The organism is Sphingomonas parva (ex Maeng et al. 2020), from assembly GCF_004564275.1.
Taxonomy (GTDB): Bacteria; Pseudomonadota; Alphaproteobacteria; order Sphingomonadales; family Sphingomonadaceae; genus Allosphingosinicella; species Allosphingosinicella parva.
Genome location: NZ_SPDV01000031.1, coordinates 1 through 24,909, shown reverse-complemented (window position 1 = coordinate 24,909; position 24,909 = coordinate 1). Strand labels below are relative to the sequence as shown.

The 24,909-nt window shown below is 69.6% G+C and carries 21 protein-coding genes and 2 tRNA genes; 17 read left to right on the top strand and 6 right to left on the bottom strand.

All coding sequences use genetic code 11. From position 1 onward, the window contains the following. Positions 1-81: 81 nt before the first annotated feature. The gene (locus E2493_RS15155) at positions 82-414 is read left to right on the top strand and encodes a hypothetical protein (RefSeq protein WP_135088284.1); all 333 of its coding nucleotides are present in this window, start codon (positions 82-84) and stop codon (positions 412-414) included. 28 nt (positions 415-442) lie between these two features. On the opposite strand, the gene E2493_RS15150 is transcribed toward E2493_RS15155, so the two are convergent. Further along, entirely contained in the window at positions 443-679 is a 237-nt protein-coding gene (locus tag E2493_RS15150) for a hypothetical protein (protein ID WP_135088282.1), read from the bottom strand. A 263-nt stretch (positions 680-942) separates the two neighbouring features. Here E2493_RS15150 and E2493_RS15145 point away from each other — a divergent pair, with 263 nt between their 5' ends. The 10 genes from E2493_RS15145 (at position 943) to E2493_RS15100 (ending at position 14,897) form a co-directional block, all read left to right on the top strand. Beyond that, positions 943-2,442, top strand: coding sequence for a YifB family Mg chelatase-like AAA ATPase (locus E2493_RS15145; RefSeq protein WP_135088280.1), 1,500 nt, complete (start codon positions 943-945; stop codon positions 2,440-2,442). 439 nt (positions 2,443-2,881) lie between these two features. Further along, positions 2,882-5,269 (top strand): pre-peptidase C-terminal domain-containing protein, encoded by a 2,388-nt coding sequence (locus tag E2493_RS22120; protein WP_135088278.1) that lies wholly within the window; start codon positions 2,882-2,884, stop codon positions 5,267-5,269. 172 nt (positions 5,270-5,441) lie between these two features. Continuing rightward, positions 5,442-5,801, top strand: coding sequence for a hypothetical protein (locus tag E2493_RS15135; RefSeq protein ID WP_135088277.1), 360 nt, complete (start codon positions 5,442-5,444; stop codon positions 5,799-5,801). Positions 5,802-5,912: 111 nt separating this feature from the next. After that, positions 5,913-6,563: a M23 family metallopeptidase gene (locus E2493_RS15130; protein WP_135088275.1), complete on the top strand. Its 651-nt coding sequence runs from the start codon at positions 5,913-5,915 to the stop codon at positions 6,561-6,563. Between the two features lie 85 nt (positions 6,564-6,648). After that, complete coding sequence (locus tag E2493_RS15125) at positions 6,649-8,196, top strand: flavin monoamine oxidase family protein (protein ID WP_135088273.1); 1,548 nt, start codon at positions 6,649-6,651, stop codon at positions 8,194-8,196. Between the two features lie 168 nt (positions 8,197-8,364). Further along, a tRNA-Leu gene (locus tag E2493_RS15120) sits at positions 8,365-8,449 on the top strand. A gap of 554 nt (positions 8,450-9,003) precedes the next feature. After that, positions 9,004-11,517, top strand: a complete 2,514-nt coding sequence (locus E2493_RS15115) for a TonB-dependent receptor (RefSeq protein ID WP_135088271.1) — start codon at positions 9,004-9,006, stop codon at positions 11,515-11,517. Between the two features lie 66 nt (positions 11,518-11,583). Further along, positions 11,584-13,359: a methyl-accepting chemotaxis protein gene (locus E2493_RS15110; RefSeq protein WP_135088269.1), complete on the top strand. Its 1,776-nt coding sequence runs from the start codon at positions 11,584-11,586 to the stop codon at positions 13,357-13,359. A gap of 64 nt (positions 13,360-13,423) precedes the next feature. Next, positions 13,424-14,461, top strand: coding sequence for a DUF2332 domain-containing protein (locus E2493_RS15105; protein ID WP_135088267.1), 1,038 nt, complete (start codon positions 13,424-13,426; stop codon positions 14,459-14,461). 52 nt (positions 14,462-14,513) lie between these two features. After that, positions 14,514-14,897 carry a DUF6157 family protein gene (locus E2493_RS15100; protein WP_135088265.1) on the top strand — a complete coding sequence of 128 codons (384 nt, stop codon included), beginning with the start codon at positions 14,514-14,516 and terminating at the stop codon, positions 14,895-14,897. Positions 14,898-14,906: 9 nt separating this feature from the next. Here the strand turns inward: E2493_RS15100 and E2493_RS15095 are convergent, their stop codons facing one another. Further along, a complete protein-coding gene (locus tag E2493_RS15095) occupies positions 14,907-16,100 on the bottom strand; it encodes a sensor histidine kinase (protein WP_135088263.1) in 1,194 nt (397 codons plus the stop codon). A 277-nt stretch (positions 16,101-16,377) separates the two neighbouring features. Between E2493_RS15095 and E2493_RS15090 the strand changes: the two genes are divergently transcribed. Beyond that, positions 16,378-17,568, top strand: coding sequence for an AI-2E family transporter (locus E2493_RS15090; protein WP_135088261.1), 1,191 nt, complete (start codon positions 16,378-16,380; stop codon positions 17,566-17,568). Between the two features lie 59 nt (positions 17,569-17,627). Continuing rightward, positions 17,628-17,704, top strand: a tRNA-Asp gene (locus tag E2493_RS15085). 97 nt (positions 17,705-17,801) lie between these two features. Here the strand turns inward: E2493_RS15085 and E2493_RS15080 are convergent. The 4 genes from E2493_RS15080 to E2493_RS15065 form a co-directional block, all read right to left on the bottom strand. After that, positions 17,802-18,035 (bottom strand): DUF2842 domain-containing protein, encoded by a 234-nt coding sequence (locus E2493_RS15080; RefSeq protein WP_225421515.1) that lies wholly within the window; start codon positions 18,033-18,035, stop codon positions 17,802-17,804. After that, positions 18,017-18,589, bottom strand: coding sequence for a 5-formyltetrahydrofolate cyclo-ligase (locus E2493_RS21325; RefSeq protein ID WP_167737559.1), 573 nt, complete (start codon positions 18,587-18,589; stop codon positions 18,017-18,019). The genes E2493_RS15080 and E2493_RS21325 overlap by 19 nt, the downstream gene beginning before the upstream one ends. Positions 18,590-18,845: 256 nt before the next feature. Then, entirely contained in the window at positions 18,846-19,214 is a 369-nt protein-coding gene (locus tag E2493_RS15070) for a cell division protein ZapA (RefSeq protein ID WP_135088257.1), read from the bottom strand. Then, complete coding sequence (locus E2493_RS15065; RefSeq protein ID WP_135088255.1) at positions 19,214-19,441, bottom strand: hypothetical protein; 228 nt, start codon at positions 19,439-19,441, stop codon at positions 19,214-19,216. Before E2493_RS15065 ends, E2493_RS15070 begins: the two co-directional genes overlap by 1 nt. Positions 19,442-19,624: 183 nt before the next feature. Between E2493_RS15065 and tkt the strand changes: the two genes are divergently transcribed. From tkt to E2493_RS15045, 4 genes are read left to right on the top strand one after another with little or no spacing between them, the layout of a single operon-like run. Continuing rightward, a complete protein-coding gene (tkt, locus tag E2493_RS15060) occupies positions 19,625-21,604 on the top strand; it encodes a transketolase (protein ID WP_135088253.1) in 1,980 nt (659 codons plus the stop codon). Position 21,605: 1 nt separating this feature from the next. Continuing rightward, positions 21,606-22,613: a type I glyceraldehyde-3-phosphate dehydrogenase gene (gap, locus tag E2493_RS15055; RefSeq protein ID WP_135088251.1), complete on the top strand. Its 1,008-nt coding sequence runs from the start codon at positions 21,606-21,608 to the stop codon at positions 22,611-22,613. 50 nt (positions 22,614-22,663) lie between these two features. Continuing rightward, entirely contained in the window at positions 22,664-23,863 is a 1,200-nt protein-coding gene (locus E2493_RS15050; RefSeq protein ID WP_135088249.1) for a phosphoglycerate kinase, read from the top strand. Between the two features lie 38 nt (positions 23,864-23,901). After that, positions 23,902-24,816, top strand: coding sequence for a class I fructose-bisphosphate aldolase (locus E2493_RS15045; RefSeq protein ID WP_135088248.1), 915 nt, complete (start codon positions 23,902-23,904; stop codon positions 24,814-24,816). The last annotated feature ends 93 nt before the right edge of the window (positions 24,817-24,909 follow it).

Here is a 24,909-nt window from a genome sequence, read left to right as displayed (position 1 = left end):
CCGACATTCTGAGCACGGCACGGAGGTTGCCAAGTTCAGTCTCTTGAGCGAGGCTCCGACTTTGCAAGCGAAGGATCAATCATGGTCTATTGGCTTTCAAACGTGGTTGGCGCGATCCTGGGCGCTCTGATCTTCGGTACCCTCATTTCGACGGCTATAGATCGGGCAATTCTGCGCCGCGTCATCGACGACCCTGTGGTTGCGATCGCTGTAAGCTCAGCCTTGGCTTTTGTCGTGATCGTCACCATCGCTGCGTTTGGCATGGCAGACGGTCGCCCTGTTTCGATCGCTAATGTTCCTCTGATCGGCTACGCCGTAGGGATGGCGATCTCGGCGGCGCTCCGACTGAAGCTCCACTCGAGGAAATTACAACGGGCTGAGACGCTCAACGGCGTTGAGGAGACGTTTCGCTAAGCTGCAAGACGCTGGGGCGAAGCGCCACTCACCCGCCGCTGCGCCACCGCCAGCCGCCTTCGGTGGTCCTGGCGCAGATCAGGAGCAGGGCGGCGGTGGCGAGGATGATCACCAGGATCTGGAGCAGCACAGGGAGCAGGAACGGCGCGGCGAGGACGACGGCGAGATAGACGGCAAGCACCGCCCAGCCCTGCCAGGCCACGGGTAGCCCCGAGCCGTAGCCGTAGCGTTTCGGTGCGAACCAGCTCTTGCGGCGTCGCTCCATGCGTTCCCCTCCCCACGATCTGCGCTGGAGATTAGCTGCGCGGGCGGATCGGGCAAGGGGCGGGGCGCTCGGTTGCGCGTCGGCCGGCCGGCGCCCGCCATCGACGTCTCGCTCTCTCGACCCGAGATCGCGGCCTATGCCGGGATGACGTGCTTGGAGCAGGCGGTGCAGCCGCCGGCGGCTCATGCAAGAAAGGCTCGACAGCCCCCGCCGCCGCCTGCGACACTCCGCCCACCAACGAAATTGCGGTGGGGCGCGGATCGATGGTGGCACATGTCGCGACGGTGGCTTTCCTCGGGCTCGAGGCGCGCGCCGTCGACGTGCAGGTGCAGATCTCGAACGGCCTGCCCAAGTTCCTGGTCGTCGGCCTGCCCGACAAGGCGGTGGCGGAGAGCCGGGAGCGGGTGCACGCCGCGCTCGGCCTCGGGCTTCCGCCGAAAAGGATCACGGTCAACCTCTCGCCCGCCGATTTGCCCAAGGAGGGCTCGCATTACGACCTGCCGATCGCGCTCGGCCTGCTCGCCTCGCTCGGCGCGATCGATGCCGAGATGCTGGCCGGCTATGTCGCGGTCGGCGAGCTCGGCCTCGACGGGCGGATCGCGCCCTCTCCGGGCGTGCTGCTCGCCGCGCTCAACGCCTCCGCGCGGGGCCTGGGGCTGATCTGTCCCGAAGCGCAGGGCTCGGAGGCGGCCTGGGCGGGGGACGTCGAATTGCTCGCGGCGCCCGATCTCATCGCCTTGCTCAACCATTTCCGCGGCCAGTCGGTGCTCGCCCCGCCGCCGCCGGGGCGGGCGGTGGCGCCGGCCGCCGGGCCCGATCTCCGCCAGGTGAAGGGGCAGGAGAGCGCCAAGCGCGCGCTCGAGATCGCCGCCGCCGGCGGGCACAATCTGCTGATGACCGGGCCGCCCGGCGCCGGCAAGTCGCTGCTCGCCGCCTGCCTGCCGGGCATCCTCCCCGAGCTGACGCCGGGTGAGGCGCTGGAGGTGACGATGATCGCCAGCGTCGCCGGCACGCTGTCCGACGGGGAGCTGGTCCGCACCCGGCCGTTCCGCGCGCCGCACCAGAGCGCCTCGATGGTCGCCCTGGTCGGCGGCGGGCTGAGAGTGCGGCCGGGGGAGGTCAGCCTCGCCCATCTCGGCGTCCTGTTCCTCGACGAGCTTCCGGAATTCCAGCGCCAGACGCTCGATTCGCTGCGCCAGCCGCTCGAGACCGGGACGATCAGCGTCGCCCGGGCCAACGCCCATGTCACCTTTCCCGCGCGGGTGCAGCTGATCGCGGCGATGAACCCGTGCCGCTGCGGCCATCTCGGCGATCCGGCGCTGGCCTGCTCGCGGGCGCCGCGCTGCGCCGCCGATTATCAGGCGCGGGTCTCCGGACCCCTGCTCGACCGGATCGACCTCCATGTCGACGTCGATGCCGTCGCCGCCGCCGATCTCGTCCTGCCGCCGCCGGCCGAGGGCTCGGCCGAGGTGGCGGCGCGGGTCGCGGCGGCGCGGGCGGTGCAGGTCGCCCGCTACGACGGCGAGGGCGCGCGCAGCAACGCGGAGGCCGACGGCGACCTGCTCGAGCGGGTCGCGACGCCCGACGAGCCCGGCCGCCGGCTGCTCGCCCAGGCCGCCGAGGCGATGCGCCTCTCCGCCCGCGGCTTCCACCGGGTGCTGCGGGTGGCGCGGACGATCGCCGATCTGGCGGGAAGCGAGGCGGTGCACCGGGTCCACGTCGCCGAGGCCTTGAGCTACCGGCGGCAGGCGCCGCGCAATTGAGTATAGTGTCCCCGAATTATCAGGCCTTGAGCTACCGGCGGCAGGCGCCCCGTAATTAAGTATAGTGTCCCCGAATTATCCCGTTCTGCTCCTTGCATCGAGCCGCGGCGAGCTTCTTCGGCCGAATCCCCGCCGTCCTTCCCCGGGACACGAGTAGAGGAGGGGCGGGAACGAAAATGGTTCCGTTTCGGGATTGACAGGCTTGCGAATCTAACAGAGCCTCAATCACTTAGCGGACTCGGGGTGACTTTGGGGACCAGAACCTGCGGAAGCCTGCCCGATGCGATCGGGCGCTTCCCGCCGACCCTCTCAGAAAACCGGATAACGGGCGGAGACCCGGCCGAGCACGTGCGTGGAGCTTCATCGGCGAACGAATGAAGGAACGCACGCTGCCGCTATCTCTCGGACGACACGATCGACGATTCCAAGGAGACTACGGATGGCAAGAGGTTTGGGTGAAGCGACCGCGCGCGAAATCGCGGAGCACATGAATGCGTTCCTGGGGGCGAGCACCACGGCGCTCGCGGACGAACCCGATTTCCAGCCGATCACGCCGGGTACCCCGCGCAACGGCCATGTCGATCCGGGCAACGACCTCGACTATTACACGCTGAACGTCGTCGCCGGTCAGACCTACGTCATTTCGATGAACGGCACCGGGCCCGATGCGATGCCGGACCCCCAGATCTACGTCTACAACAACCTCGGCCAGGCGGTGTTCGCCGATGACGAGGGCGGCACCGGCTCGAACGCGCTGCTGACCTTCACCGCCACCTATACCGGCGTCTATTATGTCGAGGCGGGCCCGTGGTTCGACGCGACCCACGACGGCATTCCGGGCGACTATACGCTCGCCGTCGCGCAGCGCGGCGCCGACGTCTCCAACACGCCGGCAGGCGCCCAGGCGGTCGCGGTCGGCTCCTCGACGCTCGGCTTCATCGACGCGACCGGCGCCACCGCCGCGACGGCGTTCAACGACGTCGACTTCTACAAGGTCGAGCTGAATGCCGGCCAATATTACGAATTCCAGGTCTCCGGCGGCTGGGATTATCTGCCCGGCACCGAGGCCGACCTGCGCCTGCACCTGACCGGTGCCGACGGCACCACCGTCTACGGGTTCAGCGGCGACATCTCGTCCAGCGACCAGAATGCGGCGATCGCCTTCGTGGCGCCGGAGAGCGGCACCTATTATCTGCGCGTCAGCCACGACGTGGCCAGCGCCCGCGCGGCCGGCGCGGCGGCGACCTCGGGCTACGAGGTGAGCGTGAAGACCTTCGACCTCAGCGGCATGAACCCGCTCGACGCGATCAACTGGGGCGGCGACGACAACGTCGTGCCCGGCGCCGCCGACGGCGTGATCAAGGTCTATTTCGCCCAGGCCGGCGAGACGTTCGACGGCGAGACCTCGCTCGGCTGGAATGCGTACGAGCAGCAGCAGGCGATGAAGGCCTTCCAGCAATATCAGAGCGTGCTGCCGATCACCTACCAGGTGACGACCAACGCCGCCGAAGCCGATTTCAAGCTGGTGATCAAGAACACGACGCCGGGCGACACGCCGGGCGTGCTCGGCTATTTCAACCCGCCGGGCGAGACCAATGCCGGCGTCGGCGTCTTCTGGCGCGACGGCTTCGGCTGGGACGAGGACGGCCCCTCGGTCGACACCGCCAATCGCGAGAACGGCGGCCTCGAGCAGGGCGGCTACGCCTTCTACACCTTGGTCCACGAGTTCGGCCACGGCATGGGCCTCGCCCATCCGCACGACAATGGCGGCGGATCGGGCGTGCTCCCGGGCGTGTTCGGCGCGTTCGACTCCTACGGCGCCTACGACCTCAACCAGGGCGTCTACACGGTGATGTCCTACAATCCGGGCTGGCCGCTCGACCCGGCCAACGATCCCTACGGCGTGCCGTGGTATGCGGACGACCTCGGCGTGTGGCTCGAGATCGACGAAGGCTATAACGGCGGCCTCTCGGCGCTCGACATCGCCATGCTGCAGATCAAGTATGGCGCCAACACGACGACCAACAGCGGCGACACGACCTACGTGCTGCCGAACGTCAATGCCGGCGACGGTTACTTCCAGACCATCTGGGATGCCGGCGGCAACGACACGATCGTCCACAACGGCAGCCAGTCGGCGACGATAGACCTGACTGCCGCGACGATCGACTTCTCGGCGACCGGCGCCGGCGTGGTCTCCCATGCCGACGGAGTCTATGGTGGTTTCACCATTGCCCGGAACGTCGTGATCGAGAACGCGACTGGGGGCAGCGCCGGCGACCTGCTGATCGGCAACAGCGCCGCCAACACGCTGACCGGCAACGGCGGCAACGACACTCTGCTCGGCCGTGACGGCAACGACAAGCTGGTCGGCGGTGCGGGCGACGACGTGCTGATCGGCGGCGACGGGCTCGACTTCCTGTTCGGCGGCGCCGGCAACGACGTGTTCGTCGCCGGGCTGGGCGACGGCAAGGTCGGCTCGAAGGCCGGGCCGGTCTCGCTCGACGTGGTGTTCGACTTCGCGGCGGGCGACAAGATCGACCTCACCGATATCGACGCCAACACCGCGCTCGACGGCCATCAGTCGTTCACCTTCGTCGGCACGGCGAACGCCAACGATGCCGGCGAGCTCTCGATCCGCCACTTCGGCAACATGAACGCCGCCGAGAAGGCGCTGGGCATGGAGATCGACGGAGTGGACGGCAAGAGCCCGTTCTCGGGCCAGGTCAGCGTGCTGGTCGGCAACGTCGACGGCGGCGATTACGACTTCGCCATGGCGTTCGTCAGCACGCCGCACATCAACTCGACCGACCTGATCCTGGTCTGACGAGCGTCGTCTTGGGCCCGCGCGGCCCGGGACGATCGCAGGAAGAGGCGCCCGGGCCCCGCTCGGGCGCCTTTTTCCTGCCGCGGCGACGCCGGTCGTGTTCGTGGGCCGTTCAGCCTGACCGGCATAATGGGGACGATGAGAGGGCGCCGCCGGGCGCCGAGGAGGGATGATGATTGCATTCGCTTCGCTGCTGCTCGCCGGCCTGTCGTCGGCCGCGGCCCAGGGCGTCCAGCCCGACCCGGCGACCTTCCGGCGCGACACGCCGGCCGTCGCGCCGCAAGGCGGCAAGGGCGGCCAGGGCATGGGGCGGATCAGCAAGGAGAGCGTGGCGATCGCCGCCTGCCGCGCCCGCGCCGCGACGCTCGGCGCTGCGACGTTCGGCGACCTGCGCCTGGCCGGCTACCGCACCTATCTGATCACCGGCACGATCGTGCCGCCGCGAGGCCGCGGCCGGACACTCAGCTACCGCTGCACGGTCCGCGGGGCAGGCGAGATCCTCGACTTCAAGACCGCGCGAGCGCCACGCTGAAGGCGGCCGCCGCACCTTGCGGCGCCGAAAAACCCCTGCGCCTCGAACCACTTTCCTGCGGCATCGCAGGCGACTAGCGTCTCTTGCAGTCGCTGATGGGGGAGGGGACGAATGGTGCTGACGATGGTTTCGGCCTTGCTGTTGCAGGGAGCGGCGCCGGCGGCGCCGCGCGCAGCGTTCGAGGAGCCTCCGGCGGCGCAGGAGCCGGCGGGGGAGATCGAGGCGGTGCTGATCGCACCGCTGTTCGCCGGCATGTTCGTCTGCGGCGAGCATGCCGCCGGCGAGCCGACCGTGGTCGGCGATGCGCTCGGCACCGATTGCCAGGTGATCGGCCGCGACGACGAGGGGTTTCGCCGCTTCTACCGCACCGACGGCAAGCGCAACGAGGATTGGTATTCCTGGGGCGCCGAGGTGCTCGCGCCGTTCGACGGCACGGTCACCGGGCTGTTCCCGAACGATCGGGTCAATGCGCCGGGAACCAGGGGCCGCCCGCCGGCCGGCATGCTGCAGATGCGCCGCGCGGACGGGCTGACGGTCGTCTACGCCCATGTCCGCGATTTCGCGGTGGCGGTCGGCGACCGGATCACGGCGGGGCAGGTCGTCGCCAGGGTCGGCAACAACGGGCCGTCCTACGCGCCGCATGTCCATGCCGGAGCCTATCGGGGCGTCGTCCCGCTGCAGATCCGCTGGGACCAGCGGGCGATGTGGAAGGCGCTGCGCGCGGCGGCCGCCGCCGAGACCGCTCCGGTCGTGAAGAAATGAGCAGGGCTGCAGTGCCGGCCTGACGGCATTTGGCTTCACAACGCGCGCGCCGTCTGAGATCCTTGGCCGACAGCGGGGTAAGACGATGCGGGCAGGGACAGGATTGTGGCGCGCGCTCGAGCGGGCGCGGACGCTGAACCTCGCGGCGGCAGGCGAACCGCGGCCGGTTTCCACCGGAGACGACGGCGTGACGCGGCGGCGTGTGCTCGCCGCCCTCGGCATGGCCGGCGCTGGGCTGCTGCTTCCCCGCACGCCCGCCTGGAGCCGCGCCGCCGGCAGGAGGATCGTCGTGGTCGGCGGCGGCCTGGCCGGCCTCGCCGCGCTCCGCCGGCTGCGGGCCGCGGGCGCGGACGCGATTCTCTACGAGGCGCGGGGCGCGGTCGGCGGCCGGACGCGCAGCGTGCGCGGCGTGTTCGCCCCCGATCATGCGTTCGACGAGGGCGGCCAGCTGGTCAATTCGGACCATCGCGACATGCGCGCGCTGGTCCGGGCGGCGGGGCTGCGGCTGATCGACCGCCGCGCCGGCGCACGCGGCGAGGAAGTGCAGATCGGCCGCGATAGCCGAAAGGTGCCCGAGGCGGCGCTGGCCGAGGAGCTGCGCGCGGTCGCCGCGGCGATCACCGCGGATTCGGACCGGCTCGACCGGGATTACGAGGCGGTGGCGCGGGAGATCGACGCTCTGTCGGTCACCGCCTATCTCGATCGGCAAGGGCTCGCGGCCGGCGACGCGCGCGATGCGCTGGAGGCGGGGATCCGCACCGAATACGGCCTCGAGCCGGTCGAGGCGTCGGCGCTCGAATTGCTGTTCAACCTGCCGACCGTCGACGGCGCGCGTTTCACCCGCCTCAGCCTCTCCGACGAGCGCTGGGTGGTGGACGGCGGCGCCGGGCGCGTCGCCGAGCGGCTGGCGGCGCGGATGGCGCCGGCGATCCGTCTCGGCAAGCGGCTCGCGGGGCTTGCCGTCGAGCCGGGACGGGTGCGGCTCGCCTTTGCCGACGGCGAGGAGGTCCTCGCCGACCGCGCCATCCTCGCGCTGCCGGCGCCGCTGCTGCGCGAGCTCCGGATCGAGGGGCCGCTGCCGTCGCCGTGGCGCGCGCTGATCGACGAGGTGCGGCTCGGCGCCAACGAGAAGGTGATCGTCGGCTACGATAAGGCGGCGTGGCGGCGCACGCTCGGCGGCGACGGCGCCATCTGGTCGAGCGAGGGCTTTTCCGAAGCGTGGGATGCCGCCTCTTCGCAGCGCGCCGCGGATGCGCCAGGGGCGCTCACCTATCTGCTCGGCGGCGGCCAGGTGGCGGCCGCGGCGGGCCAGGGGACGGCCGAGGTCGCGGCGGCCGCGCACCGCCGCACCGCGCCGCTGCTGTCGCTGCCGACGCCGAACGGCATATTGCGGCGGACGCGGTGGAGCGAGGACCCGCTCGCGCGCGGATCGTACATCGGCTTCCGCCCCGGCCAGCTCACCCGCTTCGGCGCGCTGCTCACCTTGGAGGAGGGCGGCGAGACCAGGGCAAGCGCCGCAGGGCCGCTGCTGTTCGCCGGCGAGTGGCTGTCCGACGCCTGGCCCGGCTATATGAACGGGGCCGTCCAGACCGGCCGCATCGCCGCGGACGCCGCGCTGGCGCCGGTCGGCTGACGCGCATCGCGGCTGCACGGCAGTGGTGGTGGAGGGGCCGGGGTCCTGTCGATCCGCGCGGCCCCTCCACCGCGCTTCGCGCGGTCCCCCTTCCCATCCGCTCCGCGGACAGGGAGGATAAGCGGCGCGGTTGCAGCCGGCGGCGCGGTCGGCTAGCAGCGCCTCAGTGCCCCTGTGGCGGAATTGGTAGACGCACTCGACTCAAAATCGAGCGCCGCAAGGCATGCCGGTTCGACTCCGGCCGGGGGCACCACTTTCCCGACCGATCCGCCGCTGCGCATCGGCGCAGCCTTCCCGGCGTCCCCGCGCCGCCAGAGGCGCCCCCGACGGGCGCGCTCCAGCACGGCCGGAGACTACCGTAGCGAACACTAGGTCTCTCTCTGCGGCCCTTGCTGACAATCGTGAAAAGAAGCGCGGAGCGATCCGCATGCGTCCGGACCCGCCTATAACCTCATCCAGAAGGGACTGGACCAAAACGATTTTCCAGATGAGGGCATATCGATAGCATAACGCCCGCGATGGGGCAGACCACGATCTTCCGTCGACCGCCGTTGGGCCATGGGCTTTTCCGGCTCTCCTTCGGGAAGAGGTGCAAGGCAGGCCCTGGCCGCTGATCTGACCGTCGCCACGGCGGCTCTGCAGACCCGATCGACGCTGTGATCCGGGGGCCGTTCCGGCGCCCGGCTCGCCCATCCCTGACCTCACCCAAAGCTGCCGTTCAGCACGCCGGATCGTCTCCGGCGATCCCTTCGCTCGTCCGGCGGCCGAGTGCAAACCTTTGTTTTTCCACAGGATAGAGTGACCTTCATGCGTAAACACAATTTCTTGCTCACTGTCGCCTCGTTCGCGCTCGTCTCTCCGGCGATGGCTGCGACCGAGGCTTCGACGCTCACCCAGGACGGCGAAGCCTCTGCTTCCAAGACGCCCGAGAAGGAAGTCTTCTCGACCGGCGTCGCCAAGGGCCGCGACCGGCTCGACAGCGCTACGTCCACGAGCTCGCTGAAAGCGGCCGAGATCGAGAAGATCGGCGCCCGCTCGCTCGCCGAGGTGTTCCGCAACATCCCCGGCATCCGCGCCGAGAACGTCAGCGGCGAGGGCAATGCCAGCTACTCGATCCGCGGCCTGCCGCTCGCGTCGAGCGGCTCCAAGTTCCTGCAATTCCAGGAAGACGGCCTGCCGGTGCTCGAGTTCGGCGATCTCGCCTACGTCTCGCCGGACCTGTTCCTGCGCGCCGATCTCAACCTCGCCCAGATCGAGACGATCCGCGGCGGCTCCGCCTCGACCTTCGCGTCCAACTCGCCGGGCGGCGTAATCAACCTGATCTCCAAGACCGGCGACGTCGAGGGCGGCGCGGTCCAGGCCACCGCCGGGCTCGATTATGAGAACTATCGGCTCGACTTCGACTACGGCAGCCGGATCAACGACACGCTGCGCTTCCACGTCGGCGGCTTCTACCGCAGCGGCGAAGGCCCGCGCGACGTCGGCTACACCGCCTACAAGGGCGGCCAGGTGAAGCTCAACGTCACCAAGGAATTCGACGGCGGCTACGTGCGGCTCCATGCCAAGCTGCTCGACGACCGTACGCCCGCCTACATGCAGGCGCCGGTGCGGGTGACCGGCACCAACGACGATCCCAGGTTCGAGAGCGTGCCGGGCTTCGACATCGGCCGCGACAGCCTGCAGTCGCGGAACCTCGGCCAGGTTCTCACCCTCGACCGCACCAACCAGACGAAGCGCGTGGATTTCCGTGACGGCATGCACGTCACGCAGAAGGCGGTCGGGCTCGAATCCCAGTTCGACATCGGCGGCTGGACGGTCACCGAACGCTTCCGCTTCTCGAACAATTCGGCCGACATCAGCCAGCTGTTCGGCCTGCGCGCCGTCCCGGCGGCCCTGCTTGCCCCCACTCTGGGGGGACCCGGCGCGCGGCTGAGCTATGCCACTGGCCCCAATGCCGGCCAGGCGATCGCCGATCCGTTGACGCTGAACGGCAACGGCCTGCTCGTGCCGTCGCTGCTGATGAACTTCCAGGTCGACGGGGTCGACAACGCCACCAACGACCTGCGCGCCAGCCGTGTCTGGGAGATCGGCGGCGGCAAGCTGACGGCGACCGCCGGCTTCTACAAGTCGATGCAGGAGGTCGACGCCGCCTGGCTGTTCGGCTCCGCAGTGAGCGACGTCAACGGCGGCGGCGACGCCGCGCTGATCGACATCACGACGGCGACCGGCATCCATCAGACCCAGGCCGGCATCTTCGCCTACAGCGCGCTGATCGCCAACAACAACGCCGGCTACCGCCGCGACTTCGACGTCGATTACCACGTGAACGCGCCTTACGGCTCGCTCAACTACCATATCGGCAAGGTCGCGATCGGCGGCAGCATCCGCTACGATTACGGCAGCGCCGAAGGCTCGCTGCTCGGTTCCGAGCTCGGCGGTGGTCGGATCGGCATCCGCCCGGTGGACGTCAACGGCGACGGCGTCATCGCGCCGGCCGAGACGCGCACCAGCGTCCTGCCGCTGACCAGCCCGGCGCCGGTCGATTACGATTACCACTATCTGAGCTATTCGGCGGGCATCAATTACCGCATCGCCGAGCCGCTGGCCGTCTTCGCCCGTTACAGCCGCGGCGGCCGGGCGAGCGCGGACCGGATCCTGTTCACCCCGGCGGTGAGCGCGGTCACCGGCAGCCTCACCGACAAGAAGGACGGCTTCGACACGGTCAAGCAGACCGAGCTGGGCGTGAAGTTCCGCCAGTCGGACATGGCGCTGAACCTGACGGGCTTCCTTGCCGACACCGGCGAGCGGAACCTGCAGATCGCTTCGGGCGCCGACGGCCAGCCGACGCTGCTGCGCATCATCCGCAGCTACCGCGCCTATGGCGTGGAAGCGGAGGGCAGCATCCGCCGCGGTCCGTTCAGCCTCACGGCGGGCGCGACCTACACCAAGGCGGAGATCAGGGACGACGTGTTCAACCCGGCGATCATCGGCAACACGCCGCGTCACCAGGCGGATTTGATCTTCCAGCTGACGCCGCAGGTGCAGACCGACCGTTTCTCGATCGGCGCGAACATCGTCGGCACCACCGACAGCTATGCGCAGGACGTCAACCTGCTGAAGATGCCGGGCTATACCGCGGTCAACCTGTTCGCCCAGCTGCGGGCGAGCGACCGGGTGCAGCTGATGCTGAACGTGAACAACCTGTTCGACACGGTCGGCATCGCGGAGATCGCCGAGGCGACGATCCCCGCGACGAACGTGGTGATGGCGCGGACCATTCCGGGCCGCACGATCTCCACCTCGCTCCGCTTCTCGTTCTGAGCTGGGCCGGGCGGCCGGGGCGCTGTTTCGCGCCCCGGCCGCCCGGTCGCCTTTGAAGGTTCCAAGATGTTGAAATCGGTAAAGATCCCGAGGAAGCTCGGCCTCGCCTTCCTGACGATCTGCGCGTCCGCGGCGATCATGATGATCGTGTTCTACGTGAACGTGATGTCGATCAGCGCGACGACCGACCGAAATAACGAAAGCCAGTCCATCCACGCCAAGGCCCTGGCGCTGGAGACGGCGATCCTGCGCCAGAACAGCCAGATGCGCGGCTATCTGGTGACCGGCGACGCCTCGTACCTGAAGTCCTATTACGAAGGCCGCGACGAGTACGACAAGGTGACGGTCGAGCTCGAGCGGATGCTGGTCGATCCGGTACTCAAGGACGCCGTCCTCAAATCCCGCGAGGAGACCGCCGCCTGGCGCAAGCAGTGGAGCGACCGCCTGATCGCGCGCGTCAAGGCTGGCGAGCGCGACGCGGCGCAGGCCGAGGTCCGCGCGGCCGGCAAGGCGGTGCTGACCAGCGCCGCGGTGCTACCGCTGCGCGACGTCCGCGATGCCCAGCAGACGCTGATCGAGGAGAATTCCGCCCGCCAGCGTACCGCGATCTCCACCGCGCTCGTCGTGCTGGCGATCGGCGGTATCGCGCTGATCGGCATCGCGATTGCCCTAGCGGTGATGCTGAGCCGGCTGATTGCCCAGCCGATCACCAACCTCACCAGCACGATGGCCGAACTCGCTGCCGGCCGGAACGACATCGCCGTGCCCGATGCCGATCGCTCCGACGAAATAGGGGCGATGGCGAAGGCGGTGGGCGTGTTCCGCGACGCGGCGATCGCGCAGGAGAGAGCGAGCGCGGAGAAGGCGGCGGCCGATGCCGCGCAGCAGCATGTCGTCGCCGAGGTCGCCGACGCGCTCGGCAGGCTTTCGGCCGGCGATCTCACCGTCTCGCTGCACGACTTCCCCGGCGACTATCGCAAGCTCGAGGAGGATTTCAACGCAGCGGTGAGCGAGCTTCGCGCCGCGATGGAGACGATCGCCCGCTCGACTGCCAATCTCCAGGGCGGCGCCGGCGAGATCAGCGCCGCGTCCGACGATCTTTCCCGCCGCACCGAGCATCAGGCGGCGACGCTGGAGCAAACGGCGGCGGCGATGACGCAGATCACTACGACGGTGCAGAACAGCGCGGTCGGCGCGAACGAGGCCAACAAGCTCGTGCTCGCCACCCAGGCCGATGCCAGCGAGAGCAGCAAGGTGGTCGCCGACGCGGTCGCCGCCATGGCCGAGATCGAGACGTCGAGCCAGGAGATCACCAAGATCATCGAGGTGATCGACAAGATCGCGTTCCAGACCAACCTGCTGGCGCTCAACGCCTCGGTCGAGGCGGCGCATGCCGGCGAGGCGGGCCGCGCGTTCGCGGTCGTCGCCAACGAGGTCCGCGCGCTTGCCCAGCGCTCCGCCGACGCGGCGCAGGAGATCGGCACTTTGATCACCAATTCTTCCAAGCAGGTGGACGGCGGCGTCGCCCTGGTCGGCGAGGCGGGCAAGGCGCTCGGCCGGATCATCGGCTCGGTCGACGAGATCAGCGGCCTGGTGTCGCAGATCGCGATGGCCGCCGATCAGCAATCGACCGCGCTCGCCCAGGTCAACACCGCCATCACCGAGATGGACAAGGTGACCCAGCAGAACGCGGCGATGGTTGAGGAGAGCAATGCGGCCGCCCGCAGCCTCGCCGACGAGGCGACCGGCCTGGCGCGGCTGGTCGGCCGGTTCGACACCGGCAGCGGGGCGCAGGGCGCCGCGTCCGCCCGCTCGGGCCGCGGTCGACGGGTCGCCGCCTGAGCCTGTCCGGACATCAGGACGTGCCGTGCGCCGGAGGTCCGGCGCACGGCGAAGAGGAGTGAATATGAATATGATGGCGGCCGTCGCGGTCCGGGGTGAGCTCGGACGCCAGGCCGAGATCGCCCGGGCGCTCGGCTCCTCGTTCGTGGCCGCAGTGCTGGAAGCGGGCGAGCGACAGCTCGGTCGGGCGCCGCAGACCGCCGCGCTGATCGCCGCCTGGCCCTCGGATCCGTCGGCGGCGGCGCTGGCCATGCGGTTCAACGGCGCGCTTCACGCTCTCGCCCGCCGCGGCCTGCCGCCGGTGCTGAGGGCGCTCTACCGCCGCGAGCATGACGATTACGACGGCGCGGTCGGCGCGGCGCTGGCCGAAGCCGACGGCTTTATCGCCGAGTGGATGCGCGATCCGCCGCAGACCAACGAAGTCGCGCGCGCCGCGGCGATCGCGGCGGCGCTGATGGCGGCGCGGCGCCGCTTCGGCCAGCCGTTCGAGCTGATCGAGATCGGATCGAGCTGCGGGCTCAACCTCAACCTCGCGCACTACCGCTACGATCTCGGCGGTGTCGCGGCGGGCGCCGCCGATTCGCCGGTGCGCATCGCGCCCGAATGGCGTGGACCGGCCCCTTGCGCGGCGCCGATCGACATCGCCGCGGCGCGCGGGGTGGACCTGAAGCCACTCGACCCCGCTGACGAGGCGACCCGTGAGCGGCTGCTCTCCTTCGTCTGGGCCGACCAGCCGGAGCGGGCCAAGCGGCTCGAGGCGGCGCTCGCCCTCGCGCGCCACCACCCGCCGAGGATCGATCGCGCCGACGCTCTGCCCTGGCTGCGGGCGCGGCTGCAGGCGCCGCAGGGCGATGTCTGCCGCGTCGTCTTTCACTCGATGGTGCTGCAATATCTCGGCGAGGCGGACCGGCAGGCGCTCGTCGAGACGATCGCGCGCGCCGGCGCCGTAGCCTCGGACGAGCGGCCGCTCGCCTGGATCGGCTTTGAATGGACTCCCTCGCGCAGCGAGGTGCAGCTGCGCCTGACCTGCTGGCCAGGCGGCGAGACCCGCATCCTCGCGACCTGCCATCCTTATGGCGCCTGGATCGACTGGCGCGGCTGAGGGACGGCTCCACCGGCTTGACGCATCGGCGCCGGTCGCCTTCGTTGGGCGGATGACGACCAACTATCTCGACACGTTCATCGCCGTCTCTCCGGACTGCCCGTCGACGAGCGGCGTCCTACCGCGCGAGGGCACGGTCGCCGCGCTCCAGCTCGACCTGCTCCGCGCCCGGCCCTACGCTTTGACCAGCGACGACCTGCTGTTCGAGGTGCATGTCCGGCGCAGCGGCGGCGAGGCGATGGAGCGCGCGGCCTTCTTCGCGCGCGCCCAGGCGTGCCTGCGCGCCTCGCCGCTGGTGAAGCAGCACGGCTGGGGCCTGCACCACGATGGCGAGGGCCGGGTCGCGGCCTATCCGGTCGACAGCGACGATTATGCGCGGCTCCTCGCCGATCCGTCGCTCAAGCAGGTGCGGGGGATGCGCAGCCGCCGCGCCTGACGTCTCGGCTCAGCCCGGCGCCAGCGGCAGGGTGAGGCGAAAGACGGTGCCGCGGCCCGGGCCGGGCTCGGCGGCGATGCGGCCGCCGTGCGCCTCGACAATGGTGCGGCTGATCGCCAGGCCGACGCCCATGCCGTCGTCCTTGGTCGAGACGAACGAATCGAAGATCGTCGGAAGCAGCTCGGCGGGGATGCCGCAGCCGGTGTCGCGCACCACGATCATCGCGCAGGGCCCGTCGCGGCGCGCGGCGATCTCGATCCTCTTCTCCGCGGCGCCGGCCATCGCCTCGACCGCGTTGCGGACGAGATTGACGATCACCTGCTGGATCTGGACCCGGTCTCCGAGAATGCGCAGATCGGGCGCGATGTCGTAGACGATCGGCACGTCGGCGCCGGTGAGCGCGAGATGGGCCGCCTCGACCAGGCACGGGGTGAGCTCGATCGGCGCCTTGATCACCTCGCCGCGCGTGGTCATCAGCCGCAGGCGGCGGATGATCTCGCCGGCGCGATGGGCATTGTCGCTGATCGCTTCCACCGCCTCGTCGACCGGCTGGAGCGCCGTCGCGTCGGTCAGGCGGCGCAGGGCGGACGCATAATTGAGGATTGCGGCGAGCGGCTGGTTGAGCTCATGCGCCAGAGCCGAGGCCATCGCGCCCATCGCGCTGACCCGGGAGATGTGGATGAGATCGGCCTGGAGCTTCTCGGCGACGGCGTGCTCGGCGGCGAGCTTCGCCTCCGTCTCGACCTTCTCGGTGATGTCCTGGGTGACGCCGAGGAAGCGGCTGTTGCGGCGGCTGCCGCGGAACACGACCTGGGCGCGGCTCCGGAGCGTGCGGATCGCGCCGTCCGGCCGGTTGATCCGATACACCTCCTCGTACATCATCCCGGTCTCGCGGGCGTAATTCACCCGATCGTCGAACCGGGCGCGATCGTCCGCGTGGATCATCGATTGGACGAGCGCCATCGTCGGCACCGTCGTTGCGGGATCGACACCGAAGATGCGGAAGGTCTCCTGCGACCAGCTCAGGGCGCCGCTGGCCAGATCGAAGTCCCAGGCGCCGACGCCGGCGATGCGGAGCGCCTCGTGCAGCAATTGCTCGCGATCGACGGCCTGCTCCCCCGCCTCGTCGCGCCGCGCACCCGCCGCGCGAGCGTCCGGCGCCGCCAGGGAGCCGTCCCGCCATCCCGTGCCCGGTTCGCTCATCGCGCCGCCCGAAGGACGGCAGGTTGCTCTGCCCAGTCGCGCATCCGTTTCCCAGTGCGTTCGTTCTCGTCACGGAACGGCGTCGCTCCATAACAAGCCGCAGCGAAGGCTGTCGACGCCGGAAACGTCCGCAGGCGCGACCGGTCCGCCGCCCCCGCGAGACGCGGCGTCACGGCGCGTGATTTCGCGCGCCGCGGCTGTTAACGCTTGGCGAGGCTTCAAGGGGAAGCGAGCGGCAGGGCGGCGTCGGCCGGCCGAGACAGGATCGCGGAGGCGAATGAACAGGTTGCAGGGACCGGGGGCGCCGGGCGAGGCGAAAGCGAGCGAGCCCCATCATCACGAAAGCGAATCCGACAGCTATCGCCGCGACCGGCTGCTCGCTGCGCTGACCCTGATCGCCGGGGCCGGCCTGACGCTCGCCGTGCCGTTCGCCTTGCGGGCCGGGGCCGAATTCTTCCTGCCCGTGACGGCGGCGCTGGTGATCGCGATCGCGCTCGTCCCGCTGCTCGAGTGGCTCGAGCGGCGCGGCCTTCCCTCGGGGCTGGCGGCCTTCGTCTGCCTGCTGCTGTTCATCGTCGCGGCCAACATCGCGATCGCCTCGATCGTGCTGCCCGCGGCCGAATGGGTGCGGCTGGTCCCCGAGCGGATCGGCCGGATCCGCGACACGCTGGCGCCGCTGCTCGAGGTCTATTCGGACCTCGAACGCTTCATCAACGACATCGTCGACGAATTCGGCGCCGGCGCCGAGGCGCCGCGCACGGTGGCGGTCGAGACTCCCAACTCGCTGCTCGACATCATCGCCACCTCGGCGCCGCACGCCGCGATCCAGATGTTCTTCGCGATGCTGGTGATCTTCTTCTTCCTGTCGGGATGGTCGGCGATGCGGCGGCGCACGATCGTCGCGCGGACCAGCTTCGACGGCGCGATGACGACGGCGCGGGCGATCCAGCAGGTGGTCGACGCGACCTCCACCTATCTCGGCACGATCACCGTGGTGAACGTCACCCTTGGCCTGGTCGTCTCCTTCGTCCTCTACCTGCTCGACATGCCGACGCCGCTGATGTGGGGCGGCATCGTCGCGGTGCTGAACTACGTGCCCTATCTCGGCCCGATCGCCTCGGTGCTGCTGCTCGCTCTGGGCGGGCTGATGGCGTTCACCGATCCCTGGTACGCCTTCCTGCCGGCGCTGGCCTTCGCCTCGCTGCACCTGATCGAGGCCAATCTGGTGACGCCGATGCTGGTCGGCCGCCGGCTGACGATCAATCCGTTGCTGATCCTGGTCGCCCTGAGCTTCTGGGCCTGGGTGTGGGGGACGACCGGCGCCCTGCTCGCGGTGCCGCTGCTGATCATCGCCAAGACCGTGCTCGACGCCGCCGGGCGGCCCGACATTGCCGGCTTCCTGTTCGAGGAAGGGACGCTCACCGGCGGCCATCACGAGGAGCATGGCGAGGAAAATCGCCCGGCGTGAAAAAGCCCGACGGAGCGTGTTGACAGGTTCCGAACCGTCCCCTAGTTGCCCGCTCCAACGCGGGTGTAGCTCAGTTGGTTAGAGCGCCGGCCTGTCACGCCGGAGGTCGCGGGTTCGAGCCCCGTCACTCGCGCCATTATCCAGGAGACGCAGTCGCTTAGGCGACGCTCTCCTGGCCGAATGGCTCCCCCGAAGAAGGGGTCGAGCCGCTTTCAAGACATCAAAAACGAGCCTCAGCCCCGCGGCCGTCTCCAGCGCCCGGTCTCCATCCACTGGAGGAGGGGCTTGAGCGGCGCGATCCAGATGATCCCGGCGACGATGAAATAGAGCGCCTGGAGCGGCCAGGGGGTCTCGCCGATCAGCTCGGCGCCGGCGGTGACCAGGATTGCCCAGACCGCGATCAGCAGCAGGATCAGGAAGATTCCCGCGGGTTTGCGCCAGGTCGGGTTCATCGGCAGTCGATCCATTCGCCAGGGGTTGCGAGCGCATCCAGGGGCACGTCCCAGGGATCGCCGTCGAACGGCTCATCGAGGATCTGGTGCTCCCAGGCAATGCCGATGGTGAACACCGGCCCGCCCTCGCGCAGATGGGCGAGGGCGCGATCGTAATGGCCCTTGCCGTGGCCGATGCGGGTACCGCGGCGGTCGGCGGCGACGAGCGGGACGATCACCGTATCGGGGGCGAGCGCCTCGGCGGACGCGGGCGGCTGGAGCACGCCCCACGGGCTCGGCTCCGTCGCCGGCGCCTCGCGGAACAGCATCCGCGCGTCGCGATCGAGGAACCAGGGCAGGGCGCCGCGCCGGCCGCCGCCGAGCCGCTCGAGGATCGGATAGGGGCTGATCTCGTCCTTCAGCGGATGGTAGAGGCCGACGATACGGGCACCGTTCAGATGGGGCAGGACGGTCTCGGCGAGCCTGGCCTCGAGCTCGGCGCGCAGTGCGGGCGCCAGCGAGCGGGCGTACCGCCGCCGCTCCTCGAGCGCGTGGGCGCGCAGCGCGTGTTTGTCGGGATTCGCATTCATGTCGGCAGCTGAACGGTTGCGGCGCGATTCTTTTCCGGCCGCCCGCGAGCAAGAGCGGCTTCGCTGCCGGGACGCGCTGCCGCGCGGGGGACGGGAAGTGACGGGACCGCCATGGCCGTTTGCTGGAATATCCTCTGACGCCAGAACGTCAGGTGGGGACCATTTAGACCGGACCAGGATCCGGCCAGGGACAGCCCCCGAGGATGTCTTTATCGCCTCAGGGATGTTCGCAAAAGCTCGTACCGGGCAGTACCCGTCAACGTGCAATGTAGGGACTGGCGCCGCCGGTCTCAAGCCTCGAGGCGAGGCGCTCCATCCGTTCGGCGAGGCGCTCGAGCGCATCGGCGACCGCAGGGTCGTCCTGGGCGCCCGCGCCGGCTTCGGCGGCCGGCTGAGCGGACGGCGGCGGGGCAGGGGCTTCGCCGTCGCGCTCGCTGAGCTGATCGGCGAGCAGCAGGGCGGCGATGAGCAGCTGGCGGGTCTCGCCGAGCGCGCCCAGCGCCCCGGCGGCGTCGCGCGCCTTCTGGTCGACGATCGCGGCAACGGCGCGGAGATGGTCCTCCTCGCCGGCGCGGCAGGCGACCTGGTAGCGGCGGGTGCCGATCTCGATCTCGACGCTGGGCATCAGCCGGCGCTCTCGCTGCCGATCAGCCGGTCGATCTGGGCGATCGCCCCCTCGACCCGGGAGCGCAGCGCGTCATGGGCACGGCGCAGGCGTTGATGGGCTTCGGCCGCATCGCCGTCCGGTTCCGGCCGGGGCTGGGCGGCGCGCGCGGAGTCCGCCGCCGCCTCGATGCGGGCGAGCGCCTCCTCGATCCGGCCGATCGCGTCTATCGCTCGCCTCTGCGCCATCGCCCCTTCTACCATGTTCGTCCCGGCAGGGAAACGACCGCGCGTGCGATCGTCCGGCGCGGCCGGTAGCCGCCGCGCCGGTGTTGACGCAAGACGCGCCGCCTCTAAAGGAACGGGCGAGCGGGGCCGATCCTGGAGCCTGCCCCGCCCGCCCGCCGGGCGCTCCACTTCATGGGAATCATCATGGCTGCCGAAACGAGACTGCTCGCCAACGCCATTCGCGCCCTGGCGATGGACGCTGTCCAGGCAGCCAATTCGGGGCATCCCGGCATGCCGATGGGCATGGCCGACGTCGCCACCGTGCTGTGGACCGAGCATTTGAAGCACGATCCCGCCGATCCCGCCTGGCACGACCGAGACCGCTTCGTGCTATCGGCCGGGCACGGCTCGATGCTGATCTACGCTCTGCTCCACCTGACCGGCTACGCCCAGCCGACGATGGACGACATCCGCAACTTCCGGCAGCTGAGCAGCCCCTGTGCCGGCCATCCCGAGAACTTCCTCCTGCCCGGAGTCGAGGCGACCACCGGCCCGCTCGGCCAGGGGGTGGCGATGGCGGTCGGCATGGCGATCGCCGAGCGCCACCTCAACGCCGAGTTCGGCGACGATCTGGTCGACCATCGCACCTGGGTGATCGCCGGCGACGGCTGCCTGATGGAGGGCGTCAACCACGAGGCGGCGGGCCTCGCCGGCCATCTCGGCCTCGGCCGGCTGAACGTGCTGTGGGACGACAACCGGATCACGATCGACGGCGCGACCGATCTCTCGACGTCCGAGGATATCGCGGCGCGCTATCGCGCTTATGGCTGGCACGTCGCCCAGTGCGACGGTCACGATTTCGCCAGCATCCGCGCCGCGCTCGCCGAGGCCGCGGCCGATCCGCGCCCGTCGCTGGTCGCCTGCCGGACGATCATCGGCTGGGGTGCGCCGAACAAACAGGGCACGTCGGCGACGCACGGCGCCGCGCTCGGCGTCGACGAGGTCGCCGCGGCCCGCAAGCAATTGGTGTGGGACAGCGAGCCGTTCGACATCCCGCAGCCGATCCTCGACGCCTGGCGTGCCGCCGGCCGCCGCGGCGCCGGCGCGCATGAGGCGTGGCGCACCCGGCTTGCCGCCTCCCCGAAGCGCGAGGAGCTGGTGCGGCGGATGGAGGGACGGCTGCCGGCCGACACCGGCCTCGCCGCCCATCTCGACTCGCTCGCCGCCACGCCGCAGAAGATCGCCACCCGCAAGGCCTCCGAGATGGCGCTCGAGGCGATCAACGCCGCCATTCCGGAGACTTTGGGCGGCTCGGCCGATCTCACCGGTTCGAACAATACCAAAACGAAGGCGCAGAAGCCACTGACGAAAAACGATTATTCGGGCCGCTACATCTATTACGGCATCCGCGAGTTCGGCATGGCCGCGGCGATGAACGGCATGGCGCTGCACGGCGGCGTCATTCCCTACGGCGGCACCTTCCTGGTCTTCGCCGATTATTGCCGGCCGGCGATCCGCCTGTCGGCGCTGCAGCAGGTGCGGGCGATCTACGTGATGACTCACGATTCGATCGGCCTGGGCGAGGACGGGCCGACCCACCAGCCGGTCGAGCATCTGATGAGCCTGCGGATGATCCCGAACCTCGCCGTCTATCGCCCGGCCGACGCGGTCGAGACGGCGGAATGCTGGGCGCTGTCGCTCGCGCGCGCCGACGGGCCGTCGCTGCTCGCGCTCACCCGCCAGAATCTGCCGCAGCTCCGCACCGGCCGCAGCGACAATCTCTGCGCCCGCGGCGCCTATCGCCTGCGCGGCGCCGGCGCGGCGCGCCGGGTGGTGCTGGTCGCGACCGGCTCCGAGGTCGAGGTCGCCGTCAAGACGGCAGAGGCGCTGGAGGGGCAGGGGATCGGGGCCGACGTCGTCTCGATGCCCTGCTGGTCCCTGTTCGACGCCCAGGACGCCGCCTATCGCGCCGACCTGTTGCCGGCCGATGCGCTGATCGTCTCGATCGAGGCGGGGACGACGCTCGGTTGGGAGCGCTATACCGGCCGCCACGGCCTCAACATCGGCCTCGACCGCTTCGGGGCGTCGGCCCCGGCCGAGGACCTTTTCCGCCGCTTCGGCTTCACTGCCGAAGCGATCGTGCCGCAGGTGATCGCGGCGCTCGAAAACAAGGGAGATCAGTGAGATGGCTACCAGAGTTGCGATCAACGGCTTCGGCCGCATCGGGCGCCTCGTCGCGCGCGCCATTCTCGAGAAGCCGGAAAGCGGGCTGGAGTTGGTGTCGATCAACGACCTGGCCGATGCCCAGTCAAACGCCCTGCTGTTCAAGCGCGACAGCGTGCACGGCACCTACAAGGGCGAGGTCCGCGCCGAGGGCAACGACCTGATCGTCGACGGCCGCCGAATCCACGTCACCGCCGAGCGCGACCCGGCCAAGCTGCCGCACGCGCAGAACCAGGTGGATATCGCGCTGGAGTGCACCGGCTTCTTCACGTCTGCCGACAAGGCCGGCGCGCATCTCACTGCAGGGGCGAAGAAAGTCCTGATCTCTGCGCCGGCCAAGGGCGTCGATCTCACCGTCGTCTTCGGTGTCAATGACGACAAGCTCGAGGCCGGCCACACGATCGTCTCCAACGCATCGTGCACGACCAACTGCCTCGCTCCGGTCGCTAAGGTGCTGAACGATGCGATCGGCATCGAGCGCGGCCTGATGACCACGATCCACAGCTACACCAACGACCAGAAGATCCTCGACCAGATCCACCCGGACATGCGCCGGGCGCGTGCCGCGGCGATGTCGATGATCCCGACCACGACCGGTGCCGCGCGCGCGGTCGGCGAGGTGCTTCCGGAGCTCAAGGGCAAGCTCGACGGCTCGGCGGTGCGCGTGCCGACCCCGAACGTCAGCCTGGTCGATCTCACCTTCACGCCGAAGCGCGACACCACGCTCGACGAGGTCAACGGCGCGCTGCGCGCCGCCGCCGAGGGGCCGCTGAAGGGCATCCTCCAGTTCATCGAGGAGCCTTTGGTCTCGATCGACTTCAATCACGATCCGCATTCGTCGAGCGTCGACAGCCTCGAGACCGCGGTGCTGGAAGGCAAATTGGTCCGCGTCGTCTCCTGGTACGACAATGAATGGGGCTTCTCGAACCGCATGGTCGATACGGCCAGCGCGATGGCGAAGCTGCTGTAAGAGGAAGGGGCGGTCCGGTCGGGCCGCCCCGTTTCGTTCAAGGGAAGCCGATGACCTTCAAGACGCTCGACGATCTCTCCGACGTGCACGGCAAGCGCGTGCTGGTGCGCGTCGACCTCAACGTGCCGATGGCCGATCTCAAGGTGACCGACGACACGAGGCTGCGGGCGACGCTGCCGACGGTGACCGAGCTCGCCGATCGCGGCGCGATCGTCCTGCTGCTCGCCCATTTCGGCCGGCCGAAGGGAGAAAGGCGGCCCGACATGTCGCTGTCGCTGGTGACCCGCGCCTATGAGGAGGTGCTCGGCCGGCCGGTCCGCTTCGTCGGCGATTGCCAGGGCGAGATGGCGGCGGCGAACGTCGCCGACATGCAGCCGGGCGACGTCGCGATCCTCGAGAACACCCGCTTCCACAAGGGCGAGGAGAAGAACGATCCGGAGCTCGCCCGCGCGATGGCGGCGCTCGGCGATCTCTACGTCAACGACGCTTTCTCGGCCGCCCATCGCGCCCATGCCTCGACCGAGGGGCTGGCGCACCTGCTGCCGGCCTACGCCGGGCGGGCGATGGAGGCCGAGCTCAAGGCGCTGGAGAAAGCGCTCGGCGCGCCGGAGCGGCCGGTCGCGGCCGTGGTCGGCGGCGCCAAGGTCTCGACCAAGCTCGAGGTGCTCCGCCATCTCGTCGCCAGGGTCGACCATCTGATCATCGGCGGCGGCATGGCCAACACCTTCCTCGCCGCGCGCGGGGTCGACGTCGGCAAGTCTCTGGCCGAGCACGACCTCACGCCGGTCGCCAACGAGATCCTCGAGGCCGCCGATCGGGCGAATTGCACCGTCCATTTGCCTTATGACGTCGTGGTGGCGAAGGAATTCGAGGCCAATCCGCCGTCGCTCAGGACCTGCAACGTCCACGAGGTCGCGGCGGACGAGATGATCCTCGACGTCGGGCCGGCCGCGGTCGAGGCGCTGGCCGATGCGATCAAGACCTGCCGGACGCTGGTGTGGAACGGGCCGCTCGGCGCGTTCGAGACGGTGCCGTTCGACGCGGCGACGGTGGCGCTCGCCCAGACCGCCGCGGCGCTGACCCAGAGCGGCAGCCTGGTCTCGGTCGCCGGCGGCGGCGATACGGTCGCCGCGCTCAACCATGCCGGCGTGGCCGACGAGTTCAGCTTCGTGTCGACCGCCGGCGGCGCCTTCCTCGAATGGATGGAAGGCAAGGCGCTGCCCGGTGTCGAGGCGCTCGAGACCGCCTGATCATTCGAAAAAAGCACGATCATCCAAGGGAGAGTGAGATGAGCATCACACCGGCCGTGAAGTCGATCCTCGCGAATTACGAGAGCGACAATCCGGGCGTCAAAGCGAACCTGGTCCGCATCCTGATGCAGGGCCGGCTCGGCGGCACCGGCAAGCTGATCATCCTTCCGGTCGATCAGGGATTCGAGCACGGACCGGCGCGCAGCTTCTCGGTCAACCCGCCCGCCTACGATCCGCATTACCATTATCAGCTGGCGATCGACGCCGGCCTCTCGGCCTATGCGGCGCCGCTCGGCGCGCTGGAGGCGGGGGCGGGGACCTTCGCCGGCCAGATCCCGACAATCCTCAAGGTCAACAGCTCGAACAGCTGGGCGACCTCGAGCGATCAGGCGGTGACCGGCACCGTCGACGACGCGCTGCGCCTCGGCTGCTCGGCGATCGGCTTCACCATCTATCCGGGCGCCGACAACGTCTTCGACATGATGGAGGAGATTCGCGAGATGTCGGCCGAGGCGAAGGCGGTCGGCATCGCGACGGTGATCTGGTCCTATCCGCGCGGCGGCAAGCTGTCGAAGGACGGGGAGCTGGCGCTCGACGTCGGCGCCTATGCCGCGCACATGGCGGCGCTGCTCGGCGCGCACATCATCAAGGTGAAGCTGCCTTCCGCGCATATCGAGCAGAAGGAGGCGCAGAAGCCCTATGAGGGGACCGACTGGTCGGCCCAGGCCGACCGCGTCCGTCACGTCGTGCAGAGCTGCTTCAACGGCCGCCGCATCGTCGTCTTCTCGGGCGGCGCAGCCAAGGGCGCCGATGCCGTCTACCAGGATGCCCGCGACATTCGCGACGGCGGCGGCAACGGCTCGATCATCGGCCGCAACACCTTCCAGCGCCCGCGCGACGAAGCGATCGCGATGCTCGACCGCCTGATCAGGATCTACAAGGGCGAGGAGTGAGCGAGGCGTGACTCCCTCTCCCCTTCAGGGGAGAGGGAAGCGAGCGTAGCGAGCAGGGAGAGGGGGAGTCTATTTCCAGGCGCCGAGTCCTTC